This window comes from Saccharothrix espanaensis DSM 44229, assembly GCF_000328705.1.
In the GTDB taxonomy this organism is placed as follows: Bacteria; Actinomycetota; Actinomycetes; order Mycobacteriales; family Pseudonocardiaceae; genus Actinosynnema; species Actinosynnema espanaense.
In genome coordinates this window covers 5,532,382-5,559,275 of sequence record NC_019673.1, presented here as the reverse complement: position 1 = coordinate 5,559,275, position 26,894 = coordinate 5,532,382, and the positions used below count along the sequence as shown (strand labels likewise).

Annotated in this window: 22 protein-coding genes and 1 pseudogene; 18 read left to right on the top strand and 5 right to left on the bottom strand. The window is 72.6% G+C overall.

Annotated elements, in window-relative coordinates; translation table 11 throughout:
• Window positions 1-27: 27 nt before the first annotated feature.
• From BN6_RS24055 to vanX, 3 genes are read left to right on the top strand one after another with little or no spacing between them, the layout of a single operon-like run.
• Window positions 28-1,017 carry a D-isomer specific 2-hydroxyacid dehydrogenase family protein gene (locus BN6_RS24055; protein WP_063641829.1) on the top strand — a complete coding sequence of 330 codons (990 nt, stop codon included), beginning with the start codon at window positions 28-30 and terminating at the stop codon, window positions 1,015-1,017.
• Window positions 1,014-2,045 carry a D-alanine--(R)-lactate ligase gene (vanA, locus tag BN6_RS24050; RefSeq protein ID WP_015102357.1) on the top strand — a complete coding sequence of 344 codons (1,032 nt, stop codon included), beginning with the start codon at window positions 1,014-1,016 and terminating at the stop codon, window positions 2,043-2,045. Before BN6_RS24055 ends, vanA begins: the two co-directional genes overlap by 4 nt.
• Window positions 2,042-2,665 (top strand): D-Ala-D-Ala dipeptidase VanX, encoded by a 624-nt coding sequence (vanX, locus tag BN6_RS24045; protein WP_015102356.1) that lies wholly within the window; start codon window positions 2,042-2,044, stop codon window positions 2,663-2,665. Before vanA ends, vanX begins: the two co-directional genes overlap by 4 nt.
• A gap of 17 nt (window positions 2,666-2,682) precedes the next feature.
• Here the strand turns inward: vanX and BN6_RS24040 are convergent, their stop codons facing one another.
• Together BN6_RS24040 and BN6_RS24035 are read right to left on the bottom strand one after the other, a co-directional pair.
• Window positions 2,683-3,774, bottom strand: coding sequence for a sensor histidine kinase (locus BN6_RS24040; protein ID WP_015102355.1), 1,092 nt, complete (start codon window positions 3,772-3,774; stop codon window positions 2,683-2,685).
• On the bottom strand, window positions 3,767-4,462 hold the full coding sequence (locus BN6_RS24035; protein WP_041313819.1) for a response regulator transcription factor: 696 nt from the start codon (window positions 4,460-4,462) through the stop codon (window positions 3,767-3,769). Before BN6_RS24035 ends, BN6_RS24040 begins: the two co-directional genes overlap by 8 nt.
• A gap of 87 nt (window positions 4,463-4,549) precedes the next feature.
• Here BN6_RS24035 and BN6_RS24030 point away from each other — a divergent pair, with 87 nt between their 5' ends.
• The 3 genes from BN6_RS24030 to BN6_RS24020 all read left to right on the top strand — a co-directional run bounded on the left by BN6_RS24030 (window position 4,550) and on the right by BN6_RS24020 (window position 7,470).
• Window positions 4,550-5,068, top strand: a complete 519-nt coding sequence (locus BN6_RS24030; protein ID WP_015102353.1) for a M15 family metallopeptidase — start codon at window positions 4,550-4,552, stop codon at window positions 5,066-5,068.
• A gap of 138 nt (window positions 5,069-5,206) precedes the next feature.
• The gene (locus tag BN6_RS24025; protein ID WP_015102352.1) at window positions 5,207-6,673 is read left to right on the top strand and encodes an APC family permease; all 1,467 of its coding nucleotides are present in this window, start codon (window positions 5,207-5,209) and stop codon (window positions 6,671-6,673) included.
• A 293-nt stretch (window positions 6,674-6,966) separates the two neighbouring features.
• Window positions 6,967-7,470: a DinB family protein gene (locus BN6_RS24020; protein WP_015102351.1), complete on the top strand. Its 504-nt coding sequence runs from the start codon at window positions 6,967-6,969 to the stop codon at window positions 7,468-7,470.
• Between the two features lie 81 nt (window positions 7,471-7,551).
• On the opposite strand, the gene BN6_RS24015 is transcribed toward BN6_RS24020, so the two are convergent.
• The gene (locus tag BN6_RS24015) at window positions 7,552-7,968 is read right to left on the bottom strand and encodes a DUF3592 domain-containing protein (RefSeq protein ID WP_148302993.1); all 417 of its coding nucleotides are present in this window, start codon (window positions 7,966-7,968) and stop codon (window positions 7,552-7,554) included.
• Between the two features lie 681 nt (window positions 7,969-8,649).
• Here BN6_RS24015 and BN6_RS24010 point away from each other — a divergent pair.
• From BN6_RS24010 to BN6_RS23970, 9 genes and pseudogenes are all read left to right on the top strand, one after another.
• Window positions 8,650-10,068 (top strand): hypothetical protein, encoded by a 1,419-nt coding sequence (locus tag BN6_RS24010; RefSeq protein WP_148302992.1) that lies wholly within the window; start codon window positions 8,650-8,652, stop codon window positions 10,066-10,068.
• Window positions 10,065-11,684 (top strand): DUF4407 domain-containing protein, encoded by a 1,620-nt coding sequence (locus BN6_RS24005; protein ID WP_015102348.1) that lies wholly within the window; start codon window positions 10,065-10,067, stop codon window positions 11,682-11,684. The genes BN6_RS24010 and BN6_RS24005 overlap by 4 nt, the downstream gene beginning before the upstream one ends.
• A 14-nt stretch (window positions 11,685-11,698) precedes the next feature.
• Window positions 11,699-12,412: a vWA domain-containing protein gene (locus BN6_RS24000; protein ID WP_015102347.1), complete on the top strand. Its 714-nt coding sequence runs from the start codon at window positions 11,699-11,701 to the stop codon at window positions 12,410-12,412.
• Window positions 12,412-13,386 (top strand): protein phosphatase 2C domain-containing protein, encoded by a 975-nt coding sequence (locus BN6_RS23995; protein ID WP_015102346.1) that lies wholly within the window; start codon window positions 12,412-12,414, stop codon window positions 13,384-13,386. The genes BN6_RS24000 and BN6_RS23995 overlap by 1 nt, the downstream gene beginning before the upstream one ends.
• A gap of 47 nt (window positions 13,387-13,433) precedes the next feature.
• The gene (locus BN6_RS44990) at window positions 13,434-14,372 is read left to right on the top strand and encodes a hypothetical protein (protein ID WP_041313806.1); all 939 of its coding nucleotides are present in this window, start codon (window positions 13,434-13,436) and stop codon (window positions 14,370-14,372) included.
• Window positions 14,373-14,375: 3 nt separating this feature from the next.
• Window positions 14,376-15,833 carry a protein DA1 gene (locus tag BN6_RS42350; RefSeq protein WP_015102344.1) on the top strand — a complete coding sequence of 486 codons (1,458 nt, stop codon included), beginning with the start codon at window positions 14,376-14,378 and terminating at the stop codon, window positions 15,831-15,833.
• The gene (locus BN6_RS23980) at window positions 15,830-18,058 is read left to right on the top strand and encodes a hypothetical protein (RefSeq protein WP_015102343.1); all 2,229 of its coding nucleotides are present in this window, start codon (window positions 15,830-15,832) and stop codon (window positions 18,056-18,058) included. The genes BN6_RS42350 and BN6_RS23980 overlap by 4 nt, the downstream gene beginning before the upstream one ends.
• Window positions 18,059-18,099: 41 nt before the next feature.
• Window positions 18,100-19,179, top strand: coding sequence for a hypothetical protein (locus BN6_RS23975; protein WP_148302991.1), 1,080 nt, complete (start codon window positions 18,100-18,102; stop codon window positions 19,177-19,179).
• Window positions 19,180-19,483: 304 nt separating this feature from the next.
• Window positions 19,484-20,283, top strand: a pseudogene (locus BN6_RS23970) (IS110 family transposase).
• Window positions 20,284-20,291: 8 nt separating this feature from the next.
• Here the strand turns inward: BN6_RS23970 and BN6_RS23965 are convergent.
• Window positions 20,292-20,924 (bottom strand): ABATE domain-containing protein, encoded by a 633-nt coding sequence (locus tag BN6_RS23965; RefSeq protein WP_015102339.1) that lies wholly within the window; start codon window positions 20,922-20,924, stop codon window positions 20,292-20,294.
• A 51-nt stretch (window positions 20,925-20,975) separates the two neighbouring features.
• Between BN6_RS23965 and BN6_RS23960 the strand changes: the two genes are divergently transcribed.
• Window positions 20,976-21,758, top strand: a complete 783-nt coding sequence (locus BN6_RS23960) for an MBL fold metallo-hydrolase (protein WP_041313800.1) — start codon at window positions 20,976-20,978, stop codon at window positions 21,756-21,758.
• Window positions 21,759-21,894: 136 nt separating this feature from the next.
• Here BN6_RS23960 and BN6_RS23955 read toward each other — a convergent pair whose 3' ends face one another.
• Window positions 21,895-24,498, bottom strand: a complete 2,604-nt coding sequence (locus BN6_RS23955; RefSeq protein WP_041313797.1) for an AAA family ATPase — start codon at window positions 24,496-24,498, stop codon at window positions 21,895-21,897.
• A 123-nt stretch (window positions 24,499-24,621) separates the two neighbouring features.
• Here BN6_RS23955 and BN6_RS23950 point away from each other — a divergent pair, with 123 nt between their 5' ends.
• On the top strand, window positions 24,622-25,710 hold the full coding sequence (locus tag BN6_RS23950) for an alkene reductase (protein ID WP_015102336.1): 1,089 nt from the start codon (window positions 24,622-24,624) through the stop codon (window positions 25,708-25,710).
• Window positions 25,707-26,879 (top strand): MFS transporter, encoded by a 1,173-nt coding sequence (locus BN6_RS23945; protein ID WP_015102335.1) that lies wholly within the window; start codon window positions 25,707-25,709, stop codon window positions 26,877-26,879. Before BN6_RS23950 ends, BN6_RS23945 begins: the two co-directional genes overlap by 4 nt.
• Window positions 26,880-26,894 lie beyond the last annotated feature (15 nt).

Sequence of the window (26,894 nt, the reverse complement as noted above, 5' to 3'; positions counted from 1 at the left end):
ACCGCGGCTCGCCGCTCCCGATCGCCGATGGTCCGGCGGCCCTCCGTCGCCCCGGTGCTGGGCGTGACGATCTACGGGTGCGACGCGGACGAGGCCGTTGCCTTCCGGGAGACGGCGTCGCGCTTCGGCGTCGCGCTGACCATCACCGAGGCGGCGGTGTCCGAGACCAACGTCGAACTGGCGTCGGGCAACCGGTGCGTCAGCGTCGGCCACAAGGTCCGGATCGAGAACGCCGCTCTTCTCGCGCTCAGCCGGGCCGGTGTGCGGTACGTGTCCACGAGGAGCATCGGGTACAACCACATCGACGTCGAGTACGCGGAAAGCCTCGGCCTGGTGGTCGAGAACGTCTCCTACTCGCCCGACAGCGTCGCCGACTTCACGCTGATGCTGATGTTGATGGTCGTGCGCAACGCGAAATCCCTCCTCCGCAGCACCGATGCCCACGACTACCGGCTGGGGGACGTGCGGGGGAGGGAACTGCGCGACCTGACCGTCGGGGTCATCGGTACGGGCCGGATCGGCACGGCGGTCGTGGCCAGGCTGCGCGGGTTCGGCTGTCGCGTGCTGGCCTACGACAAACGTCCCGGTATCGGCGTCGACCACGTCTCGCTCGACGAACTGCTGCGGTCGAGCGACATCGTCACGCTGCACGCCCCGCTCAACGCGGAGACGCACCACCTGGTGAACGGGCCGCGCATCGCGCAGTTGAAGGACGGTGCGTTCATCGTCAACACCGGGCGCGGCCCACTTCTCGACACCGATGCCCTCCTCGCGGCGTTGGAGACCGGCCGATTGGGCGGTGCGGCGCTGGACGTGCTCGAAGGGGAGGAAGGGATCTTCTACGCCGACTGCCGCAACCGGGACGTCAGCGAGGCGCTGGTGCGGCTGCAACGCCTGCCGAACGTCCTGATCAGTCCGCACACCGCCTACTACACGGACCACGCGCTGCGGGACACCGTGCAGAACAGCCTCATCAACTGCTTGAACTTCGACAGCGAAAGGCGACACTGGGTATGAAGATCGGAATCATCTTCGGGGGTACTTCCGAAGAACATCCCGTGTCCGTGAAGTCCGCCCAGGAGGTCGCGAAGAGCCTCGACCCGGAGAAGTACGAGCCGTACTGGATCGGGATCGCGGAGAACGGCTCCTGGTGGCTCTGCGACGGCCCGGACGTCGACGGGGAGGGCGGCGGGCGCCGTCCGGTCGTGCTCTCCACGGACAGCGGCGTGCACGGCCTGCTCGTCCTGGAGGACGGCAAGTACGAGGAGGTCGGGCTGGACGTCGTGCTGCCCGTGCTGCACGGCAGGTTCGGCGAGGACGGGGCCGTGCAGGGCCTGTTGGAGTTCTCCGGCATCCCCTACGTCGGCTGCGACGTCCAGAGCTCCGCCCTGTGCATGGACAAGGCGCTCGCCTACACCGTCGTCCGGGCCGCGGGGATCCCCACGCCGGACTTCCTGGTCGTCCCGGCGGGCGAGGACGTCGAGCCCGGCGGGCTGACCTACCCGGTCTTCGTGAAGCCGGCCCGGTCGGGGTCGTCGTTCGGCGTCACCAAGGTCTCCCGCCCCGAGGAACTGCGCAGCGCCGTGGAGACCGCGCGGCGGTACGACTCGAAGGTGTTGGTCGAAGAGGGGATCGTCGCCGCCGAGATCGGCTGCGCGATCCTGGGCGACGACGTGGACCTGGTCATCGGCGAACCCGACCAGATCACGCTGTCCCACGGGATCTTCCGGATCCACCAGGAGGAGAACCCGGAGGGCGGGTCGGAGAACTCGACCATCACCGTTCCCGCCGACATCCCGGCGGAGTCGCGCGCGCTGGTCCAGGAGACCGGCAAGGCCGTCTACCGCGCTCTGGGGTGCCGGGGGCTGGCGCGCGTCGACCTGTTCCTGACCGACGACGGCGAGGTGATCCTCAACGAGGTCAACACCTTGCCCGGCCTCACGTCGTACAGCCGCTACCCGCGCATGATGGCCGCCGCCGGGCTGTCGCCGGCGGACGTGCTCGACCGGCTCGTGTCGCTGGCGGTGGCCGGGAACGTCCGGTGAACGACGAGTTCGTCTTCGTGGACGAGCTGGTGCCCGGAATACGCTGGGACGCCAAGTACGCCACCTGGGACAACTTCACCGGCAAACCGGTGGACGGGTACGCGGCCAACCGCATCGTCGGCACGAGGGCGCTGTGCGCGGCGCTGGAGTGCGCGCAGGAGAAGGCCGCGTCCTGGGGCTTCGGTCTGCTGCTGTGGGACGGCTACCGCCCGCAACGCGCGGTGGACTGCTTCCTGCGGTGGTCGGCACAGCCCGAGGACGGCCGGACGAAATCACGGCACTACCCGAACATCGACCGGGCGGAGATGGTCGAGAAGGGGTACGTGGCCGCCAGGTCGGGCCACAGCCGGGGCAGCACGGTCGACCTGACGCTCTACCACCTGGCCACCGGTGAACTCGCCGCGATGGGCGGTGACCACGACCTGATGGACCCCGTCTCGCACCACGGGGCGAGCGGGGTCGGGCAGGTCGAAGCCGAGAACCGGCGGCGGCTCCGCGCCATCATGGAGACCTGCGGGTTCCGCCCGTACGAAGTCGAGTGGTGGCACTACACCCTGACCGACGAGCCGTTCCCGGACAGCTACTTCGACTTCCCCGTCGAGCAGTCGTTCGTCTCATGAGGACCGCTTCCCGATGGTCAGGGGTCGGTGTGCGGTGGCGCGGCGGGAAGTTGCACGGTGACGCGGAGCCCTCCGTCGGCCCTGGGCGTGAGGGTGAGGGTTCCGTCGTGCGCCTCGGTGATGCTCTTGACGATCGCCAAGCCGAGGCCGGCACCCGCGTGGTCGGTGCGGACGCGTTGCGTGCCACGCTGAAACGGCTCGACGAGCGTGGAGACCAGTTGGGAGGTCAGCCTTTCGCCCGTGTTCTCGACCGTGAGCACCACGGTGTCGGGCTGGACGCTGGTGGTGACCCACACGGTGCCGTGCTGCGGCAGGTTGTGGACGATCGCGTTGTGCACGAGGTTCGTGGTCAGCTGGAGCAGGAGCGCGTGCGAACCGAGGGTGGTGGCGATGTCGCCGGAGGTCTCGATCGTGAGGCCGCGCTTCTCGGCGAGGGGGAGGAGCGTTTCGGCGGCCTCTTCCGCCGCCAGGGACAGGTCGACGGGCTCTCGGTGGAACGACCGCTGGTTGGCCCGGCTGAGCAGGAGCAGCGCCTCGGTGAGGTCGATCGCCCGGGTGTTGACGAAGTGCAGGCGTTCGACCAGTTCGCCGGTGTCGCGGGTCAGGTCGTTGCGGGCCACGTCGAGCAGCGTCTGGGTGATCGCCAGCGGGGTGCGCAGCTCGTGGGAGGCGTTGGCCGCGAACCGCCGCTGCTCGGCGTCGTGCGCTTCGAGCCGCGCGAGCATGGTGTCGAAGGCGTCGGCGAGTTCGCGGAACTCGTCCTGCGCGCCTTCCAAGTGGATCCGGTGGGACAGCGAGCCGTTCGCGGCCAGGCGGGTGGCGTTGGTGATCCGGGTCAGCGGCGCGAGCATGCTGCCGGCCAGGAACCACCCCCCGGACAGGCCGAGCGCCAGCAGGAACACCAGCGCCGTGGTGGCCTTCGGGACGAAGGCGCGCTCCAGCTCCGAGCGGGCGGGCACGTCCACCATCGGCAGGGACAGCACCTCGGGCACGTACCGCAGCAGGAACACCCACACGACCGCGAGCAGCAGGACGCCGGCCAGCAGGATGAACCCCGCGTAGCTGAGGGTGAGTTTGAGGCGGACGCTCATACCGGGTTGCCTATCCACGGTCGCCGCCCTCCCGCCCGGTGCCCGGTCCGGTCTCGATGCGGTAGCCGACGCCGGCCACGGTGGCGATGATCCCGGGCTCACCGAGCCGTTTGCGCAGTGCCGAGACGGTGATCCGCACGGCGTTGGTGAACGGGTCGGCGTTCTCGTCCCACGCCCGTTCCAGGAGTTCTTCGGCGCTGACCACACCGCCTTCGGCCGTGACGAGCACTTCGAGCACCGCGAACTGCTTCCTGGTCAACGCGACGTAGCGGCCGTCGCGGTAGACCTCGCGGCGGAACGGGTCCAACCGCAGGCCCGCGATCTCCCGCACGGGCGGCCTGTTGTGGGCCCGCCGGCGGTCGAGCGCCCGGAGCCGCAGCACCAGCTCCAGCAGTTCGAACGGCTTGGTGAGGTAGTCGTCGGCACCGAGCTCGAACCCGGACGCCTTGTCGTCGAGGCGGTCGGCCGCGGTGAGCATGAGGATCGGCATGCCGCTGCCGGAGGCGACGATCCGCCGGGCGATCTCGTCGCCGGTCGGCCCGGGAATGTCGCGATCGAGGACGGCGATGTCGTAGCTGTTGACGCTCAACAGCTCCTGGGCGGTGTCGCCGTCACCGGCGATGTCCGCCGCGATCGCCTCCAGGCGCAGGCCATCGCGAATGGCCTCGGCCAGGTACGGTTCGTCCTCGACTATCAACACACGCATACTCCCGACGTTACGGCCTCGGGTATTTCGTGCGCATATCGAAAACCACATACGTGCCAACAACGGCGTGCTGCCTTGACTGGGGGCATGGCACACAGCGAACAAGTACGCACAGCGGCACGCCGCGCCCGGTCGTCGGCCACTCGGCGCGCCCTCGGCGCAGCGCACGGCTACGTGCCGGACCCCGTGTCGGTCTTCGCCGACGACGTCCCGGCCGTGGCCAACCTCGATCCCGGCCTGCTCGGTGCCTTGCGCCGGGCCGCGACCGCCGCCGCGGCGGACGGCGTGGAGATCGTCGTCAACGGCGGCTGGCGTTCGCCCGAGTACCAGGAACGACTGCGCCACGAGGTGGTGTCGAGATGCGGCTCGGAAGAGGAGGCCGCCCGGTGGGTGGCCACGCCGGACAAGTCCGCCCACGTGGCGGGGGACGCGGTCGACATCGGGCCGCCTGCCGCCGCGGCCTGGCTGTCCGAGCACGGCGCCGGGTACGGCCTGTGCCAGATCTACCGCAACGAACCCTGGCACTACGAACTGCGCCCCGAAGCCGTCGACGGCGGCTGCCCACCCATGTACGACGATCCGTCGCACGACCCGAGGATGCGGTGACGACCGGGGACCCTCGTCGCGCTTGACCAACGCGTCCGGTCGGTGACGCCGTGGTGTCGTGTTCGGGTCGCGTAGAAGCAAGACGTGTGCGCGCTGCGGCAAGTCGGGCTCCGGTGGGCGGTTGGATACTCGCCAGCCATGAGTCGCAGCGAGTCCCGGGACGACACGGCGCTGGCCCGCAACGTGCTCGGCGTGCCCGGCATCGTCTTCCTGGTGCTGGCCGCCGTCGCGCCGCTGACCGGGATGGTCGTGATCGCCGCCCTCGGCATCGCGCTCGGCAACGGCGGCGGGATGGTCGTGGCGTTCATCGCGGCGACGGTCGTGCTGTTGCTGTTCGCGGTGGGCTACGCGCAGATGTCGAAGGGTCTCACCAGCGCCGGCGGGTTCTACGCGTTCGTCGTGCGCGGGTTGGGCAAGACCTTCGGGCTGGTCGCCGGGTTCATCGCGATGCTGGGCTACAACTGCTTCGTCGCCGGCGCGATCGGCACGAGCGGGTTCTTCACCTCCACCGGGATCGCGGAGGTGTTCGGGCCCGACCTCGACTGGATCGTGTGGAGCGCGCTGTCGGTGGTGCTGGTGTTCCTGCTCGGCCGGCGCGGTATCGGCGTCAGCGCCAAGGTGCTCGCGGTCTGCCTGGTCCTGGAGGTGTCGATCCTCCTGGTGCTGGACTTCAGCGTGCTGTTCCGGCACGGCTTCTCGCTGTCGGTGTTCGACCCCTCGGTGGTGGCGCAGGGCGCGGGCGGACTGGCGCTGCTGTTCGCCGCGAACGCGTTCATCGGGTTCGAGGCGACGGCGCTGTTCGGCGAGGAGGCGAAGGACCCGCACCGGACGATCCCCCGGGCGACCTACCTCGCGATCGGGTTCATCGGCGTCTTCGCCGCGTTCACCACGTGGGCCGTGGTCAGCGCGATCGGCGTCGCGCAGGCGCAGGACGTCGCCCTCGCGCACCTGTCGACCGGCGACCTGGTCTTCTCCGTGTCGCGGGAGCACCTGGGCGAGGCGTTGACCAAGGTGATGACCGTGCTGCTGGTCGTCAGCCTGTTCGCCGCGCTGCTGGCGCTGCACAACTCGGCCACCCGCTACCTGTACGCGCTGGGCCGGGTGGGCGTGCTGCCGCGCGGCCTGGGCCGCACCCACCCGGGCACCGGCGTGCCGCGCCGGGCCGCCGTCGCGCAGCTGCTGTTCGCCTCGCTGGTCGCGCTGGCCTTCCGGCTGGCCGGCCTCGACCCGGTGACCGCGCTGACCGCGAGCATGACCGGGCTGGGCACGCTCGGCATCCTCGTGCTCCAGTTCCTCGCGGCGGTGGCGATCGTGGTCCACTTCCGCCGGGTCGGCGACCGCCGGTTCGCCCGGACGGCGCTCGCACCCGGCCTGGGCGCGCTCGGCCTGGCCGTCATCGTGGCGCTGGCGATCGCGAACTTCCCCACGTTGGCGGGCTCGGACAACCCGGTCATCACCCTGCTGCCCTGGCTGCTGCCGGTCGTGGCGGCGGCGGGCCTCGCGGTGGCCTGGTGGCTGCGCCGCCACCGCCCGGCGGTCTACCAGGCCCTGAGCACCGACCTGGAACGCGACTCGCCCCCGCTCGACCGCTCGGGTCAGGCGTAGCCGACGACCTCGGGTCGGTCGGTTTCCGGTCCGCCGACCGCACGGCTCCCGGAGACGCGGTAGGGTAAGCGGCGTCGGCACCTTCACGGGAGATCTGCCCGGGTCGGCACGCTCCCGCGCACCGCAGCGGTGAGCACCGCGAACGCCTGACGTTCGCCATTCGTTCCACCCTCTGGACGCATAGTCCTGTCCTCGAACCACCGCGTCGAACGCGGCCCGGTCGCCGACCGCCCTGACAGGGGCGTGAGGTGGCACGGGCCTCTTGGGCGCGCCCACGAACGGAGTGAAAGTCCTTGTCCACCAACAGGATCACTGACGGCACCGAGCGAGCGGTCATCGAGAACGTGCTCGATCGCAACCGGGAAGCGCTGGTCGAGACCGTGCGCGGTCTCTCCGAAGCCGACGCCCGCCGGCGGCTCGTCGTGTCGCTGACGACGCCGATCTCCTTGGTCAAGCACGCGGCCGCCGCTGAACGGATCTGGTTCCAGCGGTTCTGGGCGGGCCTGGACGAAGCCGAGTGCGACGGGTACTCGAAGCGGGACGAGGGCACGTTCGCGGTGGCCGACGACGAGTCCGTGGCCGACGTCATCGCCGAGTTCGAGCGCGCGAGCCGACGGTCACGGGAGATCGCCGCGCGCTTCGACCTCGATGACACCAAGGACTTCCCCGCCGAGGGAACGGTCAGCATGCGGTGGACCCTGCTCGCCATGATCGAGGAGTTCGCCCGGCACGCCGGGCACGGCGACATCCTCCGCGAGCAGATCGACCAGGCCCCGCACCCGAAACCGGGTCGGTGAGCGGGTCGCGGTGACCGGTGACCGGTGACCGGTGGCGGCACGCACGCGCCGGGGCCGCCCGGAGGCACCCCCGCCTCCGGGTCAGCCGGAACGTGGCTTGGGCGCCCACGCCAGGAGGTTGGCGACCATCGCGCCGAGGACCACGACTCCCAACATGCCGCCGGTCACCCAGTGCGCCTGGTCGTTGTCGGCCAAGGCCGCGTCCACGACCCGGCCGTCCACCAGGTCGTAGCGGACCGTCACGCGCTCACCCACGTTCCGGATCGGGCCGTTCTCCGACAGCGTGGCGACCTGCGTCGTCCCGTCCGGCAGCGGGTACTCGACCTTGACCGAAGTGCTCTTCCCCGACCGTGTCCGCTCCTGCACGGTCCCCTCCGCACTGGCCCAGGACCGCTGCTCGGCCGACGAGCGCAGCACGATCACCAGCCCCAGGACCGCGCCCACCAGCACCACCCCGGCCACCACCCGACCCGTCGTCGACCTCAGCGACTTCGCCACCACGCCTCCACTCGTACCCGCCACCCCCACTCCGGACCCACCACTCCGGGACACGCGCCGCCCGGACGACGTGCCGTGCCGCAGAGTAGTTCGAGCGCGGTGGCGCGCGTGCGACGCGGAACGCGGCGGCCACCCGGTTTCCGGGGTTGCCACTCACCCCGGGACGCTGTTTCGCCGGCGGCTGCCCCCATATTCGCGTCACCACTTCTTGTCAACAGATGGCTTCCGTTCAGCAGAATTGTTGAACGTGCAAGCAATCGCCGGGGCGAGTCGGGATATCGACCGACCTGGTGCCGGTGTTGCGGATTGTGCCGGGCCAGGGGCACGCGGTCCGGCCGGGCATATCGCCGGCGGTGCCGGGGCGGTGCGCGGCGCGCTGCGGTGATCGAATCGTTATGCACGTTGTCGCCGTGCGATGTTTCCCCATGTCGTAGCTGTGACCTCCGGTAACGGTGTATCCGGGAAACCCGGTATTTCCCGGATTTTGCGCACGGCCAATCCCTACTTTTGCGGATTGTGCGTCGAGTGATCGCAATATCGCCGTCGTGATTGCGGTAGCGTCGCCGCCCAGTTGAGTGCTCGATGACCGCACGGGACCGTCGGCGACCGACGTGTTGCGGCCCGAGGCAATGGGCTTCCGTGCTCGGACGAATAAAGCGACAGCCGGTGAAGAGGGACGACATGGGCAATTCCGCTCTCGACCCCGCCATATCCGTGGACCTCGCGGACTTGGGCGTGCCCGGTGTCCGGTTGGGGCGCGGCGGCGAGGCGACGGTGTACGACCTGCCCGGGTTCCGGCTGCCCGACGTGCGCGGTGCGCTGGTCTATAAGCGCTACCGCGCGGTGCATGTCCAACCCGACGCGCTGCGTCGCGCGGTGGCCGCACGCACCGGGCTGCCCGACGACCTGCGCGCCCGGCTCGACGCGATGACCGCGTGGCCGGTGCGGGTCGTGGTGTCCGACGAGCAGGCGATCGGCGTGCTGATGCCGCGCATCCCCCCGCCGTTCTTCGACCTCGTGCGGCGCAATACCGGCGAGCGGCGGGTGTTGCGCGAGGTGCAGAACCTCTTCATCGACGAGGCGCGCGCCCTGCGGGTCGGCCGGCCGGTGCCGACCCCCGAGCAGCGGCTGCGCATCTGTCGGGACTTCGCCGCCGTGCTGAGCTTCCTGCACGACCAGCTGAAGATCGTCTTCGGCGACGTGAACCCGAAGAACGAGGTCTTCCGGCTCGACGCCGAGCCGATGGTGCTGTTCCTGGACTGCGACGCGGTGCGGCCCAGCGGCGTGGTGTCGCGGACGCGGCAGCTCGACGCGCCGGACTGGGTGCCGCCCGAGGGCGGCGTGCTCAACCGCGCCACCGACCTCTACAAGCTCGGCCTGTTCGTGCTGCGCTGCCTCACCCCGGGCCACTTCTCCTCCACCAGCACGGACCCGACCGCCGCGGCCGGTGTGCTCGACGCGGAGGGCATGGACCTGCTGCGGCGGGCGCTGGGCACCGACCGCGACGCCCGCCCGGCGGCCCGCGACTGGGTCCTGCACCTCCGGCGGGTGCTCGGCCAGGCCGTCGCGCCGCCGGTGCTCGGCGAGGTGCGGGTGGACCGCGTGTTCGTCCTGGCCGACCGGCCGGTGGTGGTGGAGTGGGAGGCCCGGGAGGCCCGGCACGTCGAGCTCACCGCCGGGGCGCGCACGACGCGGGTGGACGGGCGTCCCGGGCGGGGCAGCACGTCGGTGACCCCGGACCGGTCCGGCCCGATCGAGGTGCGCGCGCTCAACGACCTGGGCGAGGACCGGCGCGAGGTCGGGCCGGTGACCGTCCTGCCCGTGCCGGAGGTGACGACGCTGCCGGTGGTGCTGCCGGAGGTCCCCTGGCCGGACCGGGACGCGGCCGGTCCGCTCCTGCCGGTGCCCGTGCTGCCGCGCCCCGCCGTCGCGGGGTCGTCGCTCCCGCTGCCCGGTGTCGGCGGGGACCTCGTGGCGCTGCCGCCGCTGCCCGCCCCGTGGCTCGCGCGGTTCCCGCTCGACCTGCACGCGATGTTGTCCGAAACGCCCGCGCTCGACCTCGACGCGGGCCGCCCCGATCGTGGAAGAGATGGCCGATGAGCCTTTCCCTGGCGCTCGCCAGACTCGCCGGCGCCCGCATGTCGGTGCTGGAGAAGAGCCCCGGCGACGTGAACAAGCACGCCGCGATGGGCGGTGTCCTGCTCAGCACGTCGGCCGTCGCCGCCGTGTCGGCGTTCTTCGCCCTGCACTCGATCCTGGAGCTGCCGGCCTACGCCGCGGCGGGGGCCGGGTTCGCCTGGGGCGTGGTGATCTTCAACCTGGACCGGCTGCTGATCGTCACCATGACCAGGGGCAACGGCCTGCTGCTCAACATCCTCGCGGCGCTGCCCCGGATCGCGCTCGCCGCGGTGATCGGGGCGATCATCTCGATGCCGCTGGTGCTCAAGATCTTCGAGCCGGAGATCAACTCCGAGCTGATCGCCATGCAGGCCGAGCAGACCAAGTCCAACCAGGAGAAGTACGACGAGGCCTTCCGCGCGATCACCGAGCTGGAGGCCGAGGAGACCAGGCTGCTGGCGGTGGTCTCCGGGCAGGCGACCGCGACGGTGTCCGACGACCCGGACGTCAAGGCGGCGAAGTCCAAGCTGGACGCCGCCGAGAAGGCGTTCCTGGACGCCAACGCCCTGGCGCAGTGCGAGTTCGACGGCAAGTGCGGCACCGGCGTGCCCGGTGACGGCGAGTCGTACCGGCAGAAGAAGCGGCTCGCCGACGACGCCCGGGGCGCGCGCGACAAGGCGCAGCGGGAGCTGGACGACGTCACCGCCAAGGTCACCGGACGCTTGGAGAGCGGCTCGGTCAACCTGACCGAGCAGGCCCGCAAGCGCCTGCCGGAGGTGCAGGCGGACCTGGAGCGGCTGCGCGCCGACCGGGCGGACCTGGAGCAGCGCGGCAGTTCCGCGACGGTCGCCGACACCGGCCTGCTGGCCCGCCTGGAAGCCCTGGACCGGATCACCGAGGGGCGGCAGAGCGGGTCGCAGGCGCACACGGCGCTGTTCCTGCTGTTCCTGTGCATCGAACTGCTGCCGGTGATCGCCAAGCTGCTCTCCGGCATGGGCCCGGAGACGCTGTACGACCGGCTGGTCCGGCGCGCGGACGACGGGGCGGACACCGACGACAAGGTGTGGGCCGACCGCGACCGGGACCTCGCCGAGGTGCGCGCCGACCAGGAGGCGGACGTGGAGCGGCAGCGCCTCGCGGCGCAGACCGCCGCGCACGCGCGCACCACCCAGCTGGTGGCCGACCAGCAGCTGAAGATGGCGACCAGCGCCATCGAGGTGTGGGGCAAGGTGGCCGAGCAGCGCACGAAGGAGGAACTGCGCCGCTGGTACCGGCAGAACGTCGGGGCGGGCGACCCCGAGTCGACCGCACCGCTGCCCGCGGTGGACCCGTCCTTCCGGGTGGTCGGCGGCGCGTCCGCCGCGAGTTCGACCGGCATCGTCGCGTTCGGTCCGCGCGGCACGGCCGGCTCCGCAGTCCCACCAGGCTCCGCCGTCCCACCCGGCACGGTCCCGAACGCCGCCGCTCCCGGCGGCTCCGCCTCCAACGGCGGCGCCGCGGCCGACAGCGCCCAGACCGTCCGGTTCCCGCCCGTCCGGATCCCGCCCACCCACGGCACGCGGGTCAACGGCACGCCGTCGACCCGCCCCAACCCCTGAACGGAGACTCCCAGGTGGAGAGCGACAAGGCCAAACTCCTGCCGTTCTACCTCGTCATCGACGTCTCGCTGTCGATGAGCGGGGACAAGCTCGACCAGGCCAACATGATCATGCCGCAGGTGGTCGACGCGCTGGCCGACGCGCCGATCCTGTCGGACAAGGTCCGCTTCGGCGTGATCGACTTCGGCAGCGACGCCCAGGTCCGGCTGCCGCTGTGCGACCTGCTCGACGACAGCGTGACCCTGCCCTCGCTCACCGTGCGCGGCGCCACCTCCTACGCCGCCGCGTTCCGCCTGCTGCGCTCGGAGATCGAGAGCAACGTCAAGCAGCTCAAGGCGGACGGCTTCATGGTCCACCGCCCGGCGGTGTTCTTCGTCAGCGACGGCGCGCCCACCGACCACGTCGACGAGTGGCGCTCGGCCTTCCGCGACCTCACCGAGAACTTCCCGACCTACCCGAACCTGGTGCCGTGCGGCGTGGACCAGGCCGACCCGGCGACGCTGGCCACCCTGATCCACCCGGCGTCGGGTCCCAAGGCCATGCAGCTCTACCTGATGGGCCAGGGGCAGAACCCGGCCGACGCCATCGCGGCCATCGCGGAGATCCTGATCTCCAGCATGCTCGCCTCCGGCCAGAGCATGGCGCAGGGCGGGTCCGGGTTGTTGCTGCCCGACCGCGCCGACCTGCCGCCGGGCATCACCGCGCACTCCTCGGACGACTTCGTCTGATGGACACCGCGACCGAGCACCCGACCGACCCGCCCGTCGCCCCCGCCCCGGCCCCCGCCCCGCAGTGGCGCGGCGGGGTGCGGCCGTACGAGGTCGGCGACCCCGGCCGGGCCGCGGGCAACGTCGTCCCGGTGCCCGACCCGGCCGGCTGGGACCGGCGGGACACCGTGCTGGACGGCTTCGCGCTGCTGGAAGCGCCGAAGAAGCCGATCGCCGAGGTGCGCGCGGCGAGCGTGCGCGGGCTGGCGCACCGGCACTACGGGCGGGTGCGGCAGGACGAGTACGGGTTCCGGCGCACCGACGACGGCCGCTACTTCGTGATCGGCGTCGCCGACGGGGTGTCGTCCGGGCCGATGTCGCACAAGGCCGCGATCCTCGCGGCCCGCTGGGCGACCGACAAGCTGGCCGCGGCCCTGGCCTCCACGGAGCCGCAGCGGTTCCCGTGGGGCACCTTCGTGCAGGGCGTGGCGAACCGGATCGAGCGGCGGGGGCGGGACCTGCTGGGCCGGGAGGACGCCGACCTCCGCGAGGTCGCCGGACACCTGGCGACCACCGTCCTGTACGCCGTGGTCGACCTCCAGCCGGTCGACGGCGCGCACCCGGTGCACCTGCTGTCGATCGGGGACACGTCGGCCTGGGTGCTGCGCGGGGGAAAGCGGTGGGAGCCGCAGGCGGCGGTGAAGAACGACGGCGCGGACCTGCACTCGGGCTCGGTGCACGCGCTGCCGGTGCCGCCGGCCGACCTGGTCCCGGTGCGGACCACCGTCGCACCGGGGGAGGCGCTGATCGTCGTCACCGACGGCGTCGGAGATCCGCTCGGGCACGGCACCGGCGCGGTCGGCGCGTTCCTCGCCGACGCGTGGGCGATGCCGCCCGCCTCGGGGCTGGACTTCGCCGCCCAGACCGGTTTCGCGCGCAAGAGCTTCGACGACGACCGTACCGCTGTCGGGTTCTGGCCCGTGGCGCGGACGTGACCGAGCACGTGACCGGGCATCACGTGACTGGGCACGTAAATGGGCATGTGGGTGGGCACGCCGTCACCCTCGCCGAGATCGGGCCGTTGGGTCCACTGCTGGGGTCCGGCGGCCAGGCGAGGGTGTTCAGCGCGCCGCACGCGGTGCTGCCCGACGTGCCGGGTCCCTTGGTGTACAAGCAGTACAAGGCCGGGCACGCGCCGCCGCAGGGGCTGGCCGCGGTGGTGCGCCGCCGGTTGCGCCTGGACGAGGACACGCGGGTCCGGTTGGACCGGTCGACCGCGTGGCCGGTGCGCACGGTCGAGCAGGAGGGCGGTGGCGTGCTCGGCGTGCTGATGCGGTTGATCCCCGAGGCGTACTTCGAGAACCGGGTCATGCCCAGCGGTGCGTCGGCCCGCTCGCTGCGGGAGGTGCAGCACCTGTTCGTCGACCCGGAGCGCTCGTTGCGGCTGGGGATGCCGGTGCCTGGCTTGGCCGGGCGGCTGCTGGTGTGCCGGGACTTCGCCTACGCCCTGCACCTGCTGCACCGCGCGAACCTCGTGGTCGGCGATATCAACCCGAAGAACGCGGTGTTCCAGTTGGTGCAACGACCGTGCGTGATGCTGGTCGACTGCGACGCGATCCGGATCAAGGGCGCGGTCGCGGTGGTGCGCCAGCTCAACGCGCCGGACTGGGAGCCGCCCGAGGACACCCTGAACCAGCCGACCGACTGCTACAAGTTCGGGCTGTTCGTGTTGCGCTGCCTGACTCCCGGCCCGTTCGCGTCCACGTCGCGTGATCCGGAGCGGCTGGCGGGCCTGCTGCCCGCCGAGGGAATGCGGCTGCTGCGCGCCGCGCTGGGCGACGACCCCGACCTCAGGCCGAGCGCGGGCGAGTGGGGCCGGTACTTCGACTCGGTGCTGTTCCCGCCCGAGCAGGCGGCGACGCGGTCGACCGGCGGGTGGCGGCGAGACCCGCACACCCGGCGTTGGGTCCCGGTGACCTGAGGGATGTCCGGTGACCTGTGCACGGTGTGCGGGCGGCCGCCGGTGGGCCGTTACGCGGTGTCCATGCAGGGCGAGACGACGTGCGCGCGGCACCCCGAGGACGGCCGGTGCGCGCTGTGCGGGCGACCCCGGCACGTGGGCGAGGGCGGCTGGCCCGGGTTCACCGCCTCGACGGTCCGCTGCCCCACCTGCCGGCGGCAGGCGGTGGAGGACCAGGTGACCGCCCGCGCCCACATCCCGCGCGTCCGGGAGGAGATGGCGGCGCTGGGCATCCGGCTCGACCGGCCGGTGAAGGTGACGCTGGTCGACCCGGAGTCGATCAACGCCGACCCGGGCGCGCTGTGCCTGGGCCGCACGCACACCTGGACGTCGCAGCAGGAGAGCAGCGTGCTCGGCATCGAGATCGCGCGCGGCCTGACGCCGGTGCACTTCGGTGCGACGGTGGCGCACGAGATCGGGCACGCCTGGCTGTGCCAACGAGGGGCGTGGGGTCTGCCGCCGGAGGTCGAGGAGGGCGTGTGCGAGCTGTTCGCGGGCGCGTGGCTCAAGCGGCAGCGCACCCCGTTCGCCGACGCGGTGCGCGAGGCCGCTCTGACGTCGGCCGACCCGGTGTACGGCGCGGGCTACCGGCTGGTGCGGGACGCGGTCGTGGCGCACGGCATCACCGCCGTGCTCGACGCGGTCTGCGCGCGCCGCGAGTTGCCTGGGCGCGAGGCAGAGCAGTGCAACCGCAGAGGAGAAGGTGACATGGAGATCCACCCCGTCAGCCGCTCGGTCCTCGTCGTGGACGTGGAGCGTTCGAGCGACCGGACCGACCCGGAGAAGGCCGGCCTGCGCGCCGCGCTCTACCAGGTGCTGGCCCGCGCGGTGGTCGCGGCCGGGTTCGGCGACGTGCCGCAGCGGCTCGACGACCTCGGTGACGGCGTGCTGCTGGTGTTCGACAGCGAGGTCCTGCCGGTGCTCGACCCGCTCGTGGAGGCCCTGCTGGCCGAGCTGGCCCGGCACAACGCCGAACGCGACCGAACCGACTGGATCCGACTGCGCGTCGCCGTCCACTTCGGACTCGTGGCCCGGGACGAGCACGGCTGGGTCGGGGAGGCGATGACGACGGCGTTCCGCGCGGCGGAGGCCGAGCGCGGGCGGGAGGTGCTGCGCCGGGCGGAGCACGGGCAGGCGGTCGTGCTGGTCACCGACCACGTGTACCGGTCGGTGGTCCGGCAGGGGTTCCGCGGGCTGCGCCCCGAGGCGTACCGCCCGCTGGACGAGCCGACCGGCCTGGTGTGGGCCCGCGTGCCGGGGTACGAGACGCCGCCGTCGCCCGACGACGGCCCGGAGGCCGCGGCACCGGGCAGCGGGGCCGACCTGAACGTGACGTTCACCGGGAACTCGATCGGCTCGGTGTTCACCACCCCGTCGATCCCGTCCGTGGACGCGCGCACGTACTTCGGGAGCACGCCGTGAGCGACGACCAGCCCGCCGACGAGGAGAAGGCGCCCGCGGCCGAGCCCGCCGAGGTGAAGCCGGAGGAGGCCGAACCGGACGGCGCGCCGGAGCAGCCCGAGGAGGACGCCGACACCGCGAAGGCGACCGCGACGGACCCGTCCAAGGCGCGCCACCTGCACCAGAACACCCGGGCGCTGGAGAACGCGGTCGCCGCGCTGCTCGGCGAGCGGGGCTCCGTCGGCAACGTGTTCGTGGCCAACACGATCGGCCTGGTCGAAGCCGGCTCGCCGCGCGGGCCCGGTGGGCACGGCTCGGTGCCCACCGGCCCCATCGCGCCGGAGGCGCTGTCCTCGATCACCGCCACCTTCGTCTCGCCGGACAACTACCGCGACCTGAAGGAACGCCTGCGGGACAACAGGATCCTGCTGCTGCGGGCGCCCTCGGGCTGGGGGCGCACGGCCACCGCCCTGCACCTGCTGGCCCAGGAGTGCGCCCGCGGCGTGGAGAAGCTCAGCCCGGACCTCGACCTGCGCTCGCCGTCGACCCCGGTCGAGCTGACCGCCGACCACGGCTACCTGCTCGAATCGCTGGAGATCGGGCAGGCGGCGGCGCTGTCGACGTTCGCGCTGGAGCAGTGGAAGCGGCGGCTCGCCGACACCGGCGCGCGGATGGTCGTCCTGGTCGCCGCGCACACCCCGGTGCGGGACCGGGAGATCGGCGGGTTCCTGGTCGACGGCGCGGCGCGGCTGGACGACCGGGCGCTGGTGCACAGCCACTTCCAGGGCGGGTTGCGCCGGGCCGGCAAGCCCGAGCAGGACCTGGCGGACTTCCCGGAGTTCGCCGAACTGGTCGAGGAGGTCGTGGGCCGGTCGCTGCGCGCGCACGACCTCGCCGAGTTCGGCCGCGGCCTGTGCCTGGTGGTGCTCGGCGAGCGCGAGCTGGAAGACGTCCGGCAGCGCTACGCCGCGCACGCCGAGTCGGGCTTCCGCGAGTGGTTCGACGGGCTGTCCGACAACGACCACCGCGCGTTCGCGATCGCGCTCGCGGTGTTCGACGGGCTGCCGCTGGCGACCGTCGCGGAGAACGCGACCAAGCTCGCGAAGGCGATCCAGGCGGCCGAGGTGCCCGACTCCCGGGACCGCACCCGCAAGGTGTTCGCGGTGCGCACGCTCTCGCTGGCCGAGCAGATGGCGGCCGAGATCACGACCGTGGTGGAGGACGGCGACCTGGGCAGCCTCGCCGTCGACGTGGTCCGCTACCGCGACCCGCACCGCCCGCGCCGGGTGCTCCAGCACATCTGGCTGGAGTACCCGGAAGCGCACGCCGTGGTGCGCGCCTGGCTGCGCGAGCTGGGCAGCTCGCCGGACCGGGACGTGCGCTTCCGGGTCGGCGTCGCGGCCGGCCTGCTGAGCCTGTCGGAGTTCGAGCACACCCGCCGGTACGTCATCGAGCGCTGGGCCGACAGGAACGCCGCGTGGGAGCGCCACGCGGTGCTCGGCGCGTTGCGGCTGCCCGCGATGCAGCCCGAGATGCAGCCGCTGCTGGCCCGGATGATCGACCAGTGGTTGCAGGGCGTCAAGGTGACCGGCAGGCGAGTGGCGGCCGTGGCGGCGCTGGGCGTGCTGCCGATCATGACGACGGCCGAATCGCTCAAGCGGCTGCGCAAGGCCGCCGACACCGACACCCCGCGCATGGTGATCGCCATCGCCGACGCGATCACGAACCTGGTGGTGGAGCACGACAAGCTGGACGCCGTGCTCGGCGAGCTGATCAAGTGGTCGGTCTCGACCAAGCCCGCGGTGCGGGCCACCGCGCTGATCTGCGTCGTGCAGCTCAGCGTCTACCTCCAGGTGTCCGAGGACGGCAGCACCGAGCCGTGGCCGGGCTTGTTGTGGGTGGCCGAGGACGACACGCGTACCGCCGACCGGGCGGACCGGGTCGTGGTGGGCACCCGGCGGGTCACCCGGCGCGAGGCGGTCGTCACGCTGGTCGCCCGCGCCCTGGAGGCCCAGTTCTACCTGCACGAGATGCTGGACGTGTTCCGCCGCTGGGTGAAGACCGCGCAGCGCGACACCACCCAGCGCGCACCCCTGGGCAGGCTGTTCGCCGACCTCGTGCGGACGACGGGGGACGCGGCGACGATCCCGTTCCACCTGGAGGACTGGGCCCGTGCCCGCAACGGTCCCCGTGACGCCGTCGCCGACCTGCTCGCCGCACTGGATGAGAAGGAGAACCGAGCGTGATCAACCGGAACCCGAGCCACAGCACACCGTTGGTGACGCGGATGGACCTGACGTACGCGGAGCTGTGGAAGAAACGGCCGGTGCCCCGGCCCGATCAGGCGACGGTCTACCTCGACCGGCACGGCAAGTACCAGCACCTGACCCACCAACTCGGTTTCGGGGACGGCGCGGGCCTGCGGGCGGTGTTCCTGGTGGACACGTCGGTGTTCAACCGCCACCTCGTGCTGCGGGTGCCCAGCGCGGAACGCGCGTACAGCTTCATCGCCCAGGTCGACGCGTCGTGGCGGATCACCGATCCGGTGGCGGCGGTGGAGACCAACCTGACCGACGCCGAGTTCATCGTGAAGGCGTACCTGACCAGGAAGCTCCGGGAGATCACGGTCGAGCACGCGATCGAAGAGGTCGCCGTGGCCGAGCAGGAGGTGCACCAGGCCTTCGGGTTCACGCACAAGCGCACGCTGAAGCAGGGCCTGGGACTGCTGGACTGCGGGGTGGCGCTGAGCCTGGACGACAGCACGGCGGGCGAGGTGCGCCGGCGCAAGGAGCACACCCGTGCGCTCGCGGCCCGGCGCCGGGAGAACGAGGCGACCAGGGCCGACCTCGACCTGCGCGCGATCGAGCAGCGGGCGCAGCTGGACCTGGAGGCCCAGCGCGCGGTGTTCGAGCTGGAGCGGCAGAAGCGGCAGCAGGAGCACGAGCTGACGATGAAGCGGGTGGAGATGGAGTTCTACGCCGACGCCATCAAGAACGACGAGATGAACCTGATCGGGCTGAAGCTGGCCGCCCACCCCGACCAGGTCAACGAGGTCATCGCGCTGTTCATGCAGCAGCGCCGGCTCGACTTCGAGGGCGCGCGCGGGCTGCTGAACTCGTTGCTGGACAACGGTCTGGTCAGCCGGGGCAACGTGGCGGACATCATGGCGAAGGCCACGGCGGTGATCGCGAACCGGCTGTCCGACACGCCGTTCGCGATCGACTTCGGCGAGAAGCAGGCGTCCCTGCCGGGCGGCCCGCAACGGGAGGCGGTCGTCGGGTCCCGGCCGGCGGCCCCGTCGGTGGGCGCGGCCGACATCCTGGGAGCGGACGACTCCGACGACTTCGACGACGACGATGACGCGTGACCCGCGCGCCGAGCGCCGCCGCACGGGCTCGTGACCGGCTTGGTGGCGGAACGTGACGCCGTTCAGTCGTCCCTACCCTTTGGTTATCCGGCCTCGTAGGGTCCGGATGCCCCGGGAGGGGCGGGTGTGGCGTTCAGCCGTCTGCCGCTGGTGTGGCTCTGGCCGACTCGCCGCCCGCCTCTTCCGGACGGACTCGGCCTCTGATTGAGAGCTGCGAACCGATCGCCGTGTAGGGACCTGGCGGCGGGGTCGTCTGCGGGCGCGATCAGGAACCTGCTGGTGAAAGGTGTGAGTTGACGCAACTGTGGGTGTGGACATCGGCCGGGAGCACCACCACGTGACCGTGGTCGACGCAGAGGGCAGGCGGGTGTTCTCCCGCCGGGTCGCCAACGACGAGGCAGTGCTGCTGGCCGCGATCGGCGAGGTGTGTGCCCTGTCGGAGCGGGTCCGGTGGGTCATCGACTTGAAGTCCGCGCTGTTGCTGACCCTGCTGCTCGATCACGGCCAGGTGGTCGCCTACGTGCCGGGCATCATGGTCAACCGGGCCGCCGCCGGACACCGCGGCGCGGGCAAGACCGACGCCAAGGACGCGCTGATCATCGCCGACCAGGCCCGGATGCGCCGCGACCTGACGATCCTGGACGGCGACGACGAACTGGTCGTCGAGCTGCGGCTGCTCGTGGCCCGCCGCCAGGACCTGGCCGCCGACCGTGTCCGATCGGTCAACCGGCTCCACGACCGGATGCCGGCCGTCTGTCCCGCGCTGGAGCGCGCTCTCGACCTGACCACCCAGGGACCGTTGGTCCTGCTGACGGGATTCCAGACCCCGGCCGCGCTTCGGGACGTCGGGGTCGAGGACCTGATTGTCCGGCTGCGTGAACGCAAGGTCCGCAACGCCCCAAGGTGATCATCAGCATGCCCGGAATCGGCGTCCTGCTCGGCGCCGAGTTCATCGCCGCCACCGGCACCACCAAGCGCGCCGAGGGCGAACACCACACCCAGGCCGTGCTCGCACTCGCCCGCCGACGCGTCAACGTCCTCTGGGCACTGCCGCGTGACAACCGGCCCTATCAACCTGCACCTCACCTCGCTGCCGCCGCTTGACAAACCGATCAAGAGTCGGCGGCGTGGGTGCGGCGGGCGTAGGCGCGGGCGGCTCGGGCGCGGTCGCCGCAGCGGGTCGAGCACCAGTGGCGGCGGCCGTGGCGGAGCAGGAAGCGGTTGCAGGGTGGGGAGCCGCAGGCGGTCAGGCGTTCGGCGTCGGGGCCGGTGAGCAGGTCCGCCGCGTTGGCCGCCAGGGCTGCCAACGCGTGGTCGAGGATCTGGTTGACCGGGTGTGGCGCCGCCCGGTGCGGGCCGGTCTTCTCGTCCCACAGCAGCAGGGCGGCGGTCGGGACGCGGGTGAGCGCGGCGTTGACGGCTGCCACCGCCGGCGGCAGGGCGGGCACGCCGGCGACCCGTGCGGCGAGCAGCGACCGGACCTGTTCGCGCAGCGAGCGGAGCTGGGAGGTGCACATCTCGGCCAGGCCCGCCCGCTCGGGAGCCAGGGCGTGGTCGGCCAGCCAGCGGTCGGCGGACGTGGGCGTGCCGAGCTGGTCGGTGTACTGCCCGCCGGGCAGCGCCACCGCGCTGTTGGCGAAGTCCAGCGCCGGGTACTGCTCCGCGCCCGGTGCCGGCGGGGGAGCGGCGTCGACGTCCTCGTGCATGGCCTCATGGTAGAGCTTGCGCTCATCCGTGAGAAACACTACCGTCTCCTCACGGATAGGTGACATTCATCCGTGAGGAGACTCAGTCCTGTGACGTCCACCGGCACGACCACCGAGCAGTTCCCCGTCCGCGTGTTCGGCGGCCCGACCGCCCTGCTCACCTACGGCGGCCTGACCTTCCTCACCGACCCGACCTTCGACGGTCCCGGCACCTACGGCGACGGCTCCGGCCCGGAGCTGGCCAAGACCGCCCCCGCGTCGGCCACCCCGGCCGAGCTGGGCCGCGTCGACGTCGTCCTGCTCTCCCACGACGAGCACCCGGACAACCTCGACCACGCCGGCCGCGCCCTGCTCGCCGACGTCCCCCTCGTCCTGACCACCCCCGGCGGCGGCCGGCGGCTGGGCGGGGCCGCGAAGGGCCTGGCGGACTGGGAGACCGTCGAGCTGACCCGGCCCGACGGCGGCACCGTCACCGTCACGGCCGCACCCGCCGTGCACGGCCCCGGGACCCGCGAGGAGGTCGAGCCCGTCACCGGCCAGGTCGTCGGGTTCGTCCTGACCGCGCCCGACCTGCCCGCGGTCTACGTCAGCGGCGACAACGCCTCGCTCGACGCCGTCAGGCAGGTCGCCGAGCGCTTCCCCGCGATCGACACGGCCATCCTGTTCGCCGGCGCGCCGCGCATCCCGGTCGTGTTCGACGGCGCGGCGCTCGTCCTGGACAGCGCGTCGGCCGCCGAGGCCACCCGCATCCTCGACGCCCGCCGCGTGGTCCCGGTGCACTACAACAGCTGGAGCCACTTCTCCGAGGGACTGGACGAGCTGGTGGCCGCCTTCACCGCCGCCGGCCTGGCCGACCGCCTCGACCTGGGCTGAGCCGGGGACGTCGTGGTGGCGGCACCCTCGCCACCACGTCCCGGGTGGTCGCCAGGCGGTGCCCTGCGGTTCTCATCCGCGCCGGAGGACGATGGCGGCGACGGTGAGTTCGGAGCAGGCGGGTACCGGACGCTGCCTACCCGAGGTCCAACCGGGCCAGCTCACGCCGTGACCGCACGCCGAGCTTCGGGAACGCCCGGTACAGGTGGTGCTCGACCGTGCGCGGGCTGAGGAACAGCTGCGCGGCGATCTCCCGGCTCGTACCGCCGTCCGCGGCCAGCCGGACGACCTGGAGTTCCTGGGGGGTGAGGCGATCCAGCGGGTTGTCCGCAGTGGGTTCGGCCGCCGGGCCGGAGTCGCCGGTGGCGTCCAGTTCGGCGCGGGCACGATCGACCCACGGCCGTGCGTGCAGTCGTGCGAAGACTTCCAACGCCGAGCGCAACGGAACCCGCGCGTCGCTGCGGCGTTTGGCTCTGCGGAGCCATTCCCCGTAGAGCAGTTCCGTGCGCGCTCGTTCGAAGGGCCGTGCACCACCCGTGTGCAACTCCAGCGCGTGCAGGTACCGCGCCTCGCCTTCTTCGAGCATGGCACGGCAGCGCGCCGCGACCGCCCTGGCCCACGGCTGTCCGCCTGCCTGCGCCCACGCGTCGAACCGGTGGAACGCGGGCTCGGCCCGGCCCGGGTCGCCCAACCGCACCGCGGCCTCGAACAGGTCCGGGATCGCCATGATCGCCGCCGTCGTGTACCGCAGCGGCCCGCGCAGCACGGAGTCCATTCGATCCACAGTGGACTCGTAGCGGCCGAGGCCGAGGTCGAGCAACGCCAGGGCGGCCGTGCTCGCCACCCCACCCGCGTCCGGCGGCACCTCCGCCAGTTCCCGGCAGCGCCGCTCGTCACCCTCGATCGCGGCCACCCGCGCCGGCACCGCGTTGAGCCGGGAGAGCAGTCGGTGCGATCCGGTGTCGCGGGAGATCCGCACCGCCTCGGCCACCGACGCGGCCGCGTCCCGGTGCAGCCCGGCCGACACCTGCGCACCCGCGAGGTCTTGCAGCACCGCGGGGAGCACGCCGATCAGCCCGTCCCGCCGGCAGCGCGCCACTTCGGCGGACGCCAGTTCCCTGGTCGTCGTGTCGTCACCGAGGATCATCGCGCAGTACGTCCGGCCGGGGTCGGAACTCGCCGCGCGCGCCACGTAGTCGGCCAGCAGCGGCAACCCGGTCGCGAAGTCGTCGTCCACCAGCGCGGCCAGGCCCCGCACCAGCGGGTCGTCGCCGTCCAGCGCGTTGTCCGCGTCGTGCACGGTCTCCCGGTCGCCGGAGAACCAGGCGTACCGCGCCCCGGTGCGCAGCATCTCGACCGCCCTGGCGGGTTCGGCCGAGGGTGCGTGCGCGACCAGCAGGCGGCCGGCCGCGCGCGCGTCCCCGAACTCGAACTCCACGGCCGCCCGCACCTGCGCCAGGCCGGCCCGCGCCTTGGCGTCCTCGGTCAGCGGCTGCGCCTGCCCGACCAGTTCGGCGGCCTGCCGCCCGTTCCCGGCGGCGAGCGCCAGGGAAGCCGCCTCCGCCAAGCGCGCCGCGCGCCCACCGTCGTCGGCGGTGAGGTGTGCGGCCTGCCGGTACAGCCCGGCCGCCGCGGCGAACGCCGTGCGCGCCCGTGCGCGCTCGGCCGAGCGCACGATCTCGGCCGCGATGCGCTCATCGGGGGCGGTGGTGGCGGCGGCCAGGTGCCGGGCCCGGCAGTCGGCGTCCGAAGTGGACTCGGCGAGCGCCTGGTGCACCACGACCCGGCGCGCGAGCACCGCACCCTGGTAGGCGGCCGTGCCGACCAGCGGGTGCCGGAAGGTGACCGTCGTCCCGGTGACGTCGAGCAGCCGCGCGGTCTCGGCCTGCGCCAGGTCGGCCAGGCCCACGCCCAGCACGTCGGCGGCGCCGAGCAGGGTCGGCAGGTGCCCGCGCCCCTCGGCCGCCGCGATGAGCATCATCAGCCGGGTCCGCTCCGGCAGCGCGCTGATCTGCGCGCGGAAGCCGGCCAGCACGCGGTCGGCCACCGGGAGCGGCCCGGCGGCGATGTGGTGCTCCTGCTGCGCGGCGGCGAACTCGAGCAGGGCCAGCGGGTTGCCCGCCGACTCCGCGATCACCTGGGCCGGCGACGGCGGCACCGGCCCGCGCTCGGCGAGCAGCCGCCCGGCGTCCGCCGCGTCGAGCCGCGCCGGCCGCAGTTCCGGCAGGTCCGGCGCGGCGAACCCGGTGTCCCGCGCGCCGAACAGGATGGCGACGGGTTCGGCGGCCATCCGCCGGGCGGCGAACAGCAAGGCGTCGGCGGTCGCCCGGTCCAGCCACTGCGCGTCGTCGACCAGGCACAGCACCGGGCCGTCGTCGGCGACGTCGGAGAGCAGCGTGAGCACGGCGAGCCCGGACACGAACCGGTCCTGCCCGCCGGTGCGGTCCGAGTCCAGCACCGCGCGCAGCGCCGCCGCCTGCGGACCGGGCAGCGCGGCGAGCCGGTCCTGGATCGGCCACAGCAGCTGGACCAGCCCGCCGAACGCGAGATCGGCTTCGGCCTCGATCCCGGTCACCCACAGCACGCGCAGCCCGGCGGCGGCGTCGGCCGCCCACCTGAGCAGCGCGGACTTGCCGATGCCCGCCTCGCCGCGCAGCACCAGCGCGCCGCTGCGCCCGGCGCGGGCCGCCGCGAGCAGCGCCTCGATCGCCGCCTGCTCGCCGGCCCTGCCGTACAACACGCCGGCACCCCTCAAAAAGTGAACTTCCGTGACCGTGAGTGGGGTACGTAGGTCGAATCCCAGTACCCCGGTACCGAAACCTTACCGATTCGGCGCGGTCCCGCCCGGACCAGGCTCAACGGCATGAACGCGCTGCTGACCCCGCTCGAGCGGGGACCCCTGCCGCTGCCCAACCGCCTGGTGATGGCACCGATGACGCGCAGCCGGGCCCGTGGCGGCCAGGTCACCGCGCTGACCGCCGAGTACTACGCGCAACGCGCCACAGCCGGGTTGATCATCACCGAGGGCACCCAACCCTGCGTCGTCGGCCAGGGCTACATCGACACCCCCGGGCTGCACAGCCCCGAGCAGGCCGCCGCCTGGCGCGTGGTCACCGAGGCCGTGCACGCGCGCGGCGGCCGGATCTTCGTCCAGCTGATGCACTCCGGCCGGATCGGGCACCCGTCGCTCTACCCGGACGGCGGCCTGCCGCTGGCACCGTCGGCGATCGCGTCGGGGGAGCGGCTCTACACCCCCGACGGCCTGCTCGACCACCCGGAACCGCGGGAGATGACGTCGGCCGACATCGCTCGGTCGGTGGACGAGTTCGTCACGGCCGCGCGACTGGCGGTCGAGGCCGGGTTCGACGGCGTCGAACTGCACGGCGCGAGCGGCTACCTGATCCACCAGTTCCTCGCCGACAACACCAACCGGCGCACCGACGCCTACGGCGGCACCGTCGAGAACCGCATCCGGTTCGCGGTGGAGGTGGTGCGGGCGGTCGGCGACGCGATCGGCCCGGACCGCACCGGCATCCGGCTGTCGCCGGGCTCCACCCTCAACGGCGTGCGCGAGAGCGACACCGAACTGCTCTACCCGGCGCTCGTCCGGGCGCTCGTCCCGGTGAGCCCCGCCTACGTGCACATCTCGGAGTTCGGCACGCGCGACATCACCAAGCTGATCCGCGCCGACTGGCCCGGCACCCTCATCCTCAACCCGCACCCGGGCAGTCCGGACCCGACCGGCGCAGACCCGGCGGCGGTGGCGGACGGCGCGGACGCGCTGCGCGACGGCGTCGCCGACGCGATCAGCTTCGGCCAGTTGTGGCTGGCCAACCCGGACCTGCCGGAGCGGATCGCCGCCGGCGGCCCGTTCACCGGTGCCGACCCCACGACGTTCTACGGCGGCGACCACCGGGGCTACACCGACTACCCCACCCTGGCCGGGCGATGAGCGCGCCGGCACGGACCCGGGTAGCGGGGCCGTGGCTGGCCCTGCTGGCCGGGCCGCTGTCGTTCGGCATCGCCGGGCCGGCGCTGATCCTGCCCGACGCGGCGGCGTCGCTCGGCACCGGAACCGCCGCGGTGACGTGGATCGTGACGGCGTTCGGCTGGGGGATCGCCGTCGGGACGCCGCTGCTCGCCGGGCTGCACAGCCACCGCGGCGTCCGGACCGCGTTGCTCACGTGCGCCGCGCTGGTCTTGGCGGGTGCCGTCGTGGCGGCGACCGTCGCGTGGTTGCCGGCCTTGGTCGTCGGCAGTGCGTTGCAGGGGCTCGGGACCGCCGGGTTCACCACGGTGGCCATGAGCCTGGCCGGGTCGGCGCGCGCGATGGGCCTGGTCACCTCGTCGCTGGCGGTCGTCGGCTCGGCGTCGCCGTTGATCGGCGACCTGGTCGGCGACGCGCTCGGCTGGCAACTCGCGCTGGCGCTGCCCGCCGTCAGCCTGCTCGCCGTGCCGGCGGTGCTGCGATCGGCACCCCGGACGCCGGTCGTGCCGTCGCGTTTCGACCCCATGGGCGCGATCCTGGTGACAGCACTGGTCACCGCGCTGGTCTTCGTACCGCACTTCTGGCTGCCCGCCGGGGTCGCCGTCGTCCTCATCGCGGTCCTGGTCGCCGCGCACCTGCGGTCGCGCCCGGACGGGTTCGTGCCCGCCGTGCTGTTGCGCACGCCGGTGTTCCTGATCTCGGCCGGGTTGGCGTTCGTGCTGGCCGTGGTCAACTTCGGGTTGATGTACGTGCTGCCGCCGCGGCTGACCGAGCACTCCGGCTGGACCAGCGGCGAGGTCGGGCTCGCCCTCCTGTGGCCGTTGCTGTTCGGCGGGCTGGTGTCCTACGTGGTCGTCGCGGCGACGGCGCGAACCCCGTTCCGGGTGGTGGCGGTGCTGTTCCCGGCGCTCGCCGCCATCGGGCTGGTGTTGACCGGCGTCAGCGTCGTCCCGGTGGTGCTGCTGGTCGCGCAGGCGCTGGCTTCGCTCGCGGCGGCGTCGGGCCAGGGCGTCTACGCCGTGCGCGCCGGCAACGCCGTCGACTCGCACCGCGCGCCGGCGATGGGCTTGTTCAACCTCACCTACCTGCTGGGCGCCGCGTTCGGTCCCGCGATCGCGGCACTCCTGGCTTGACCTCCACCTTGCTGG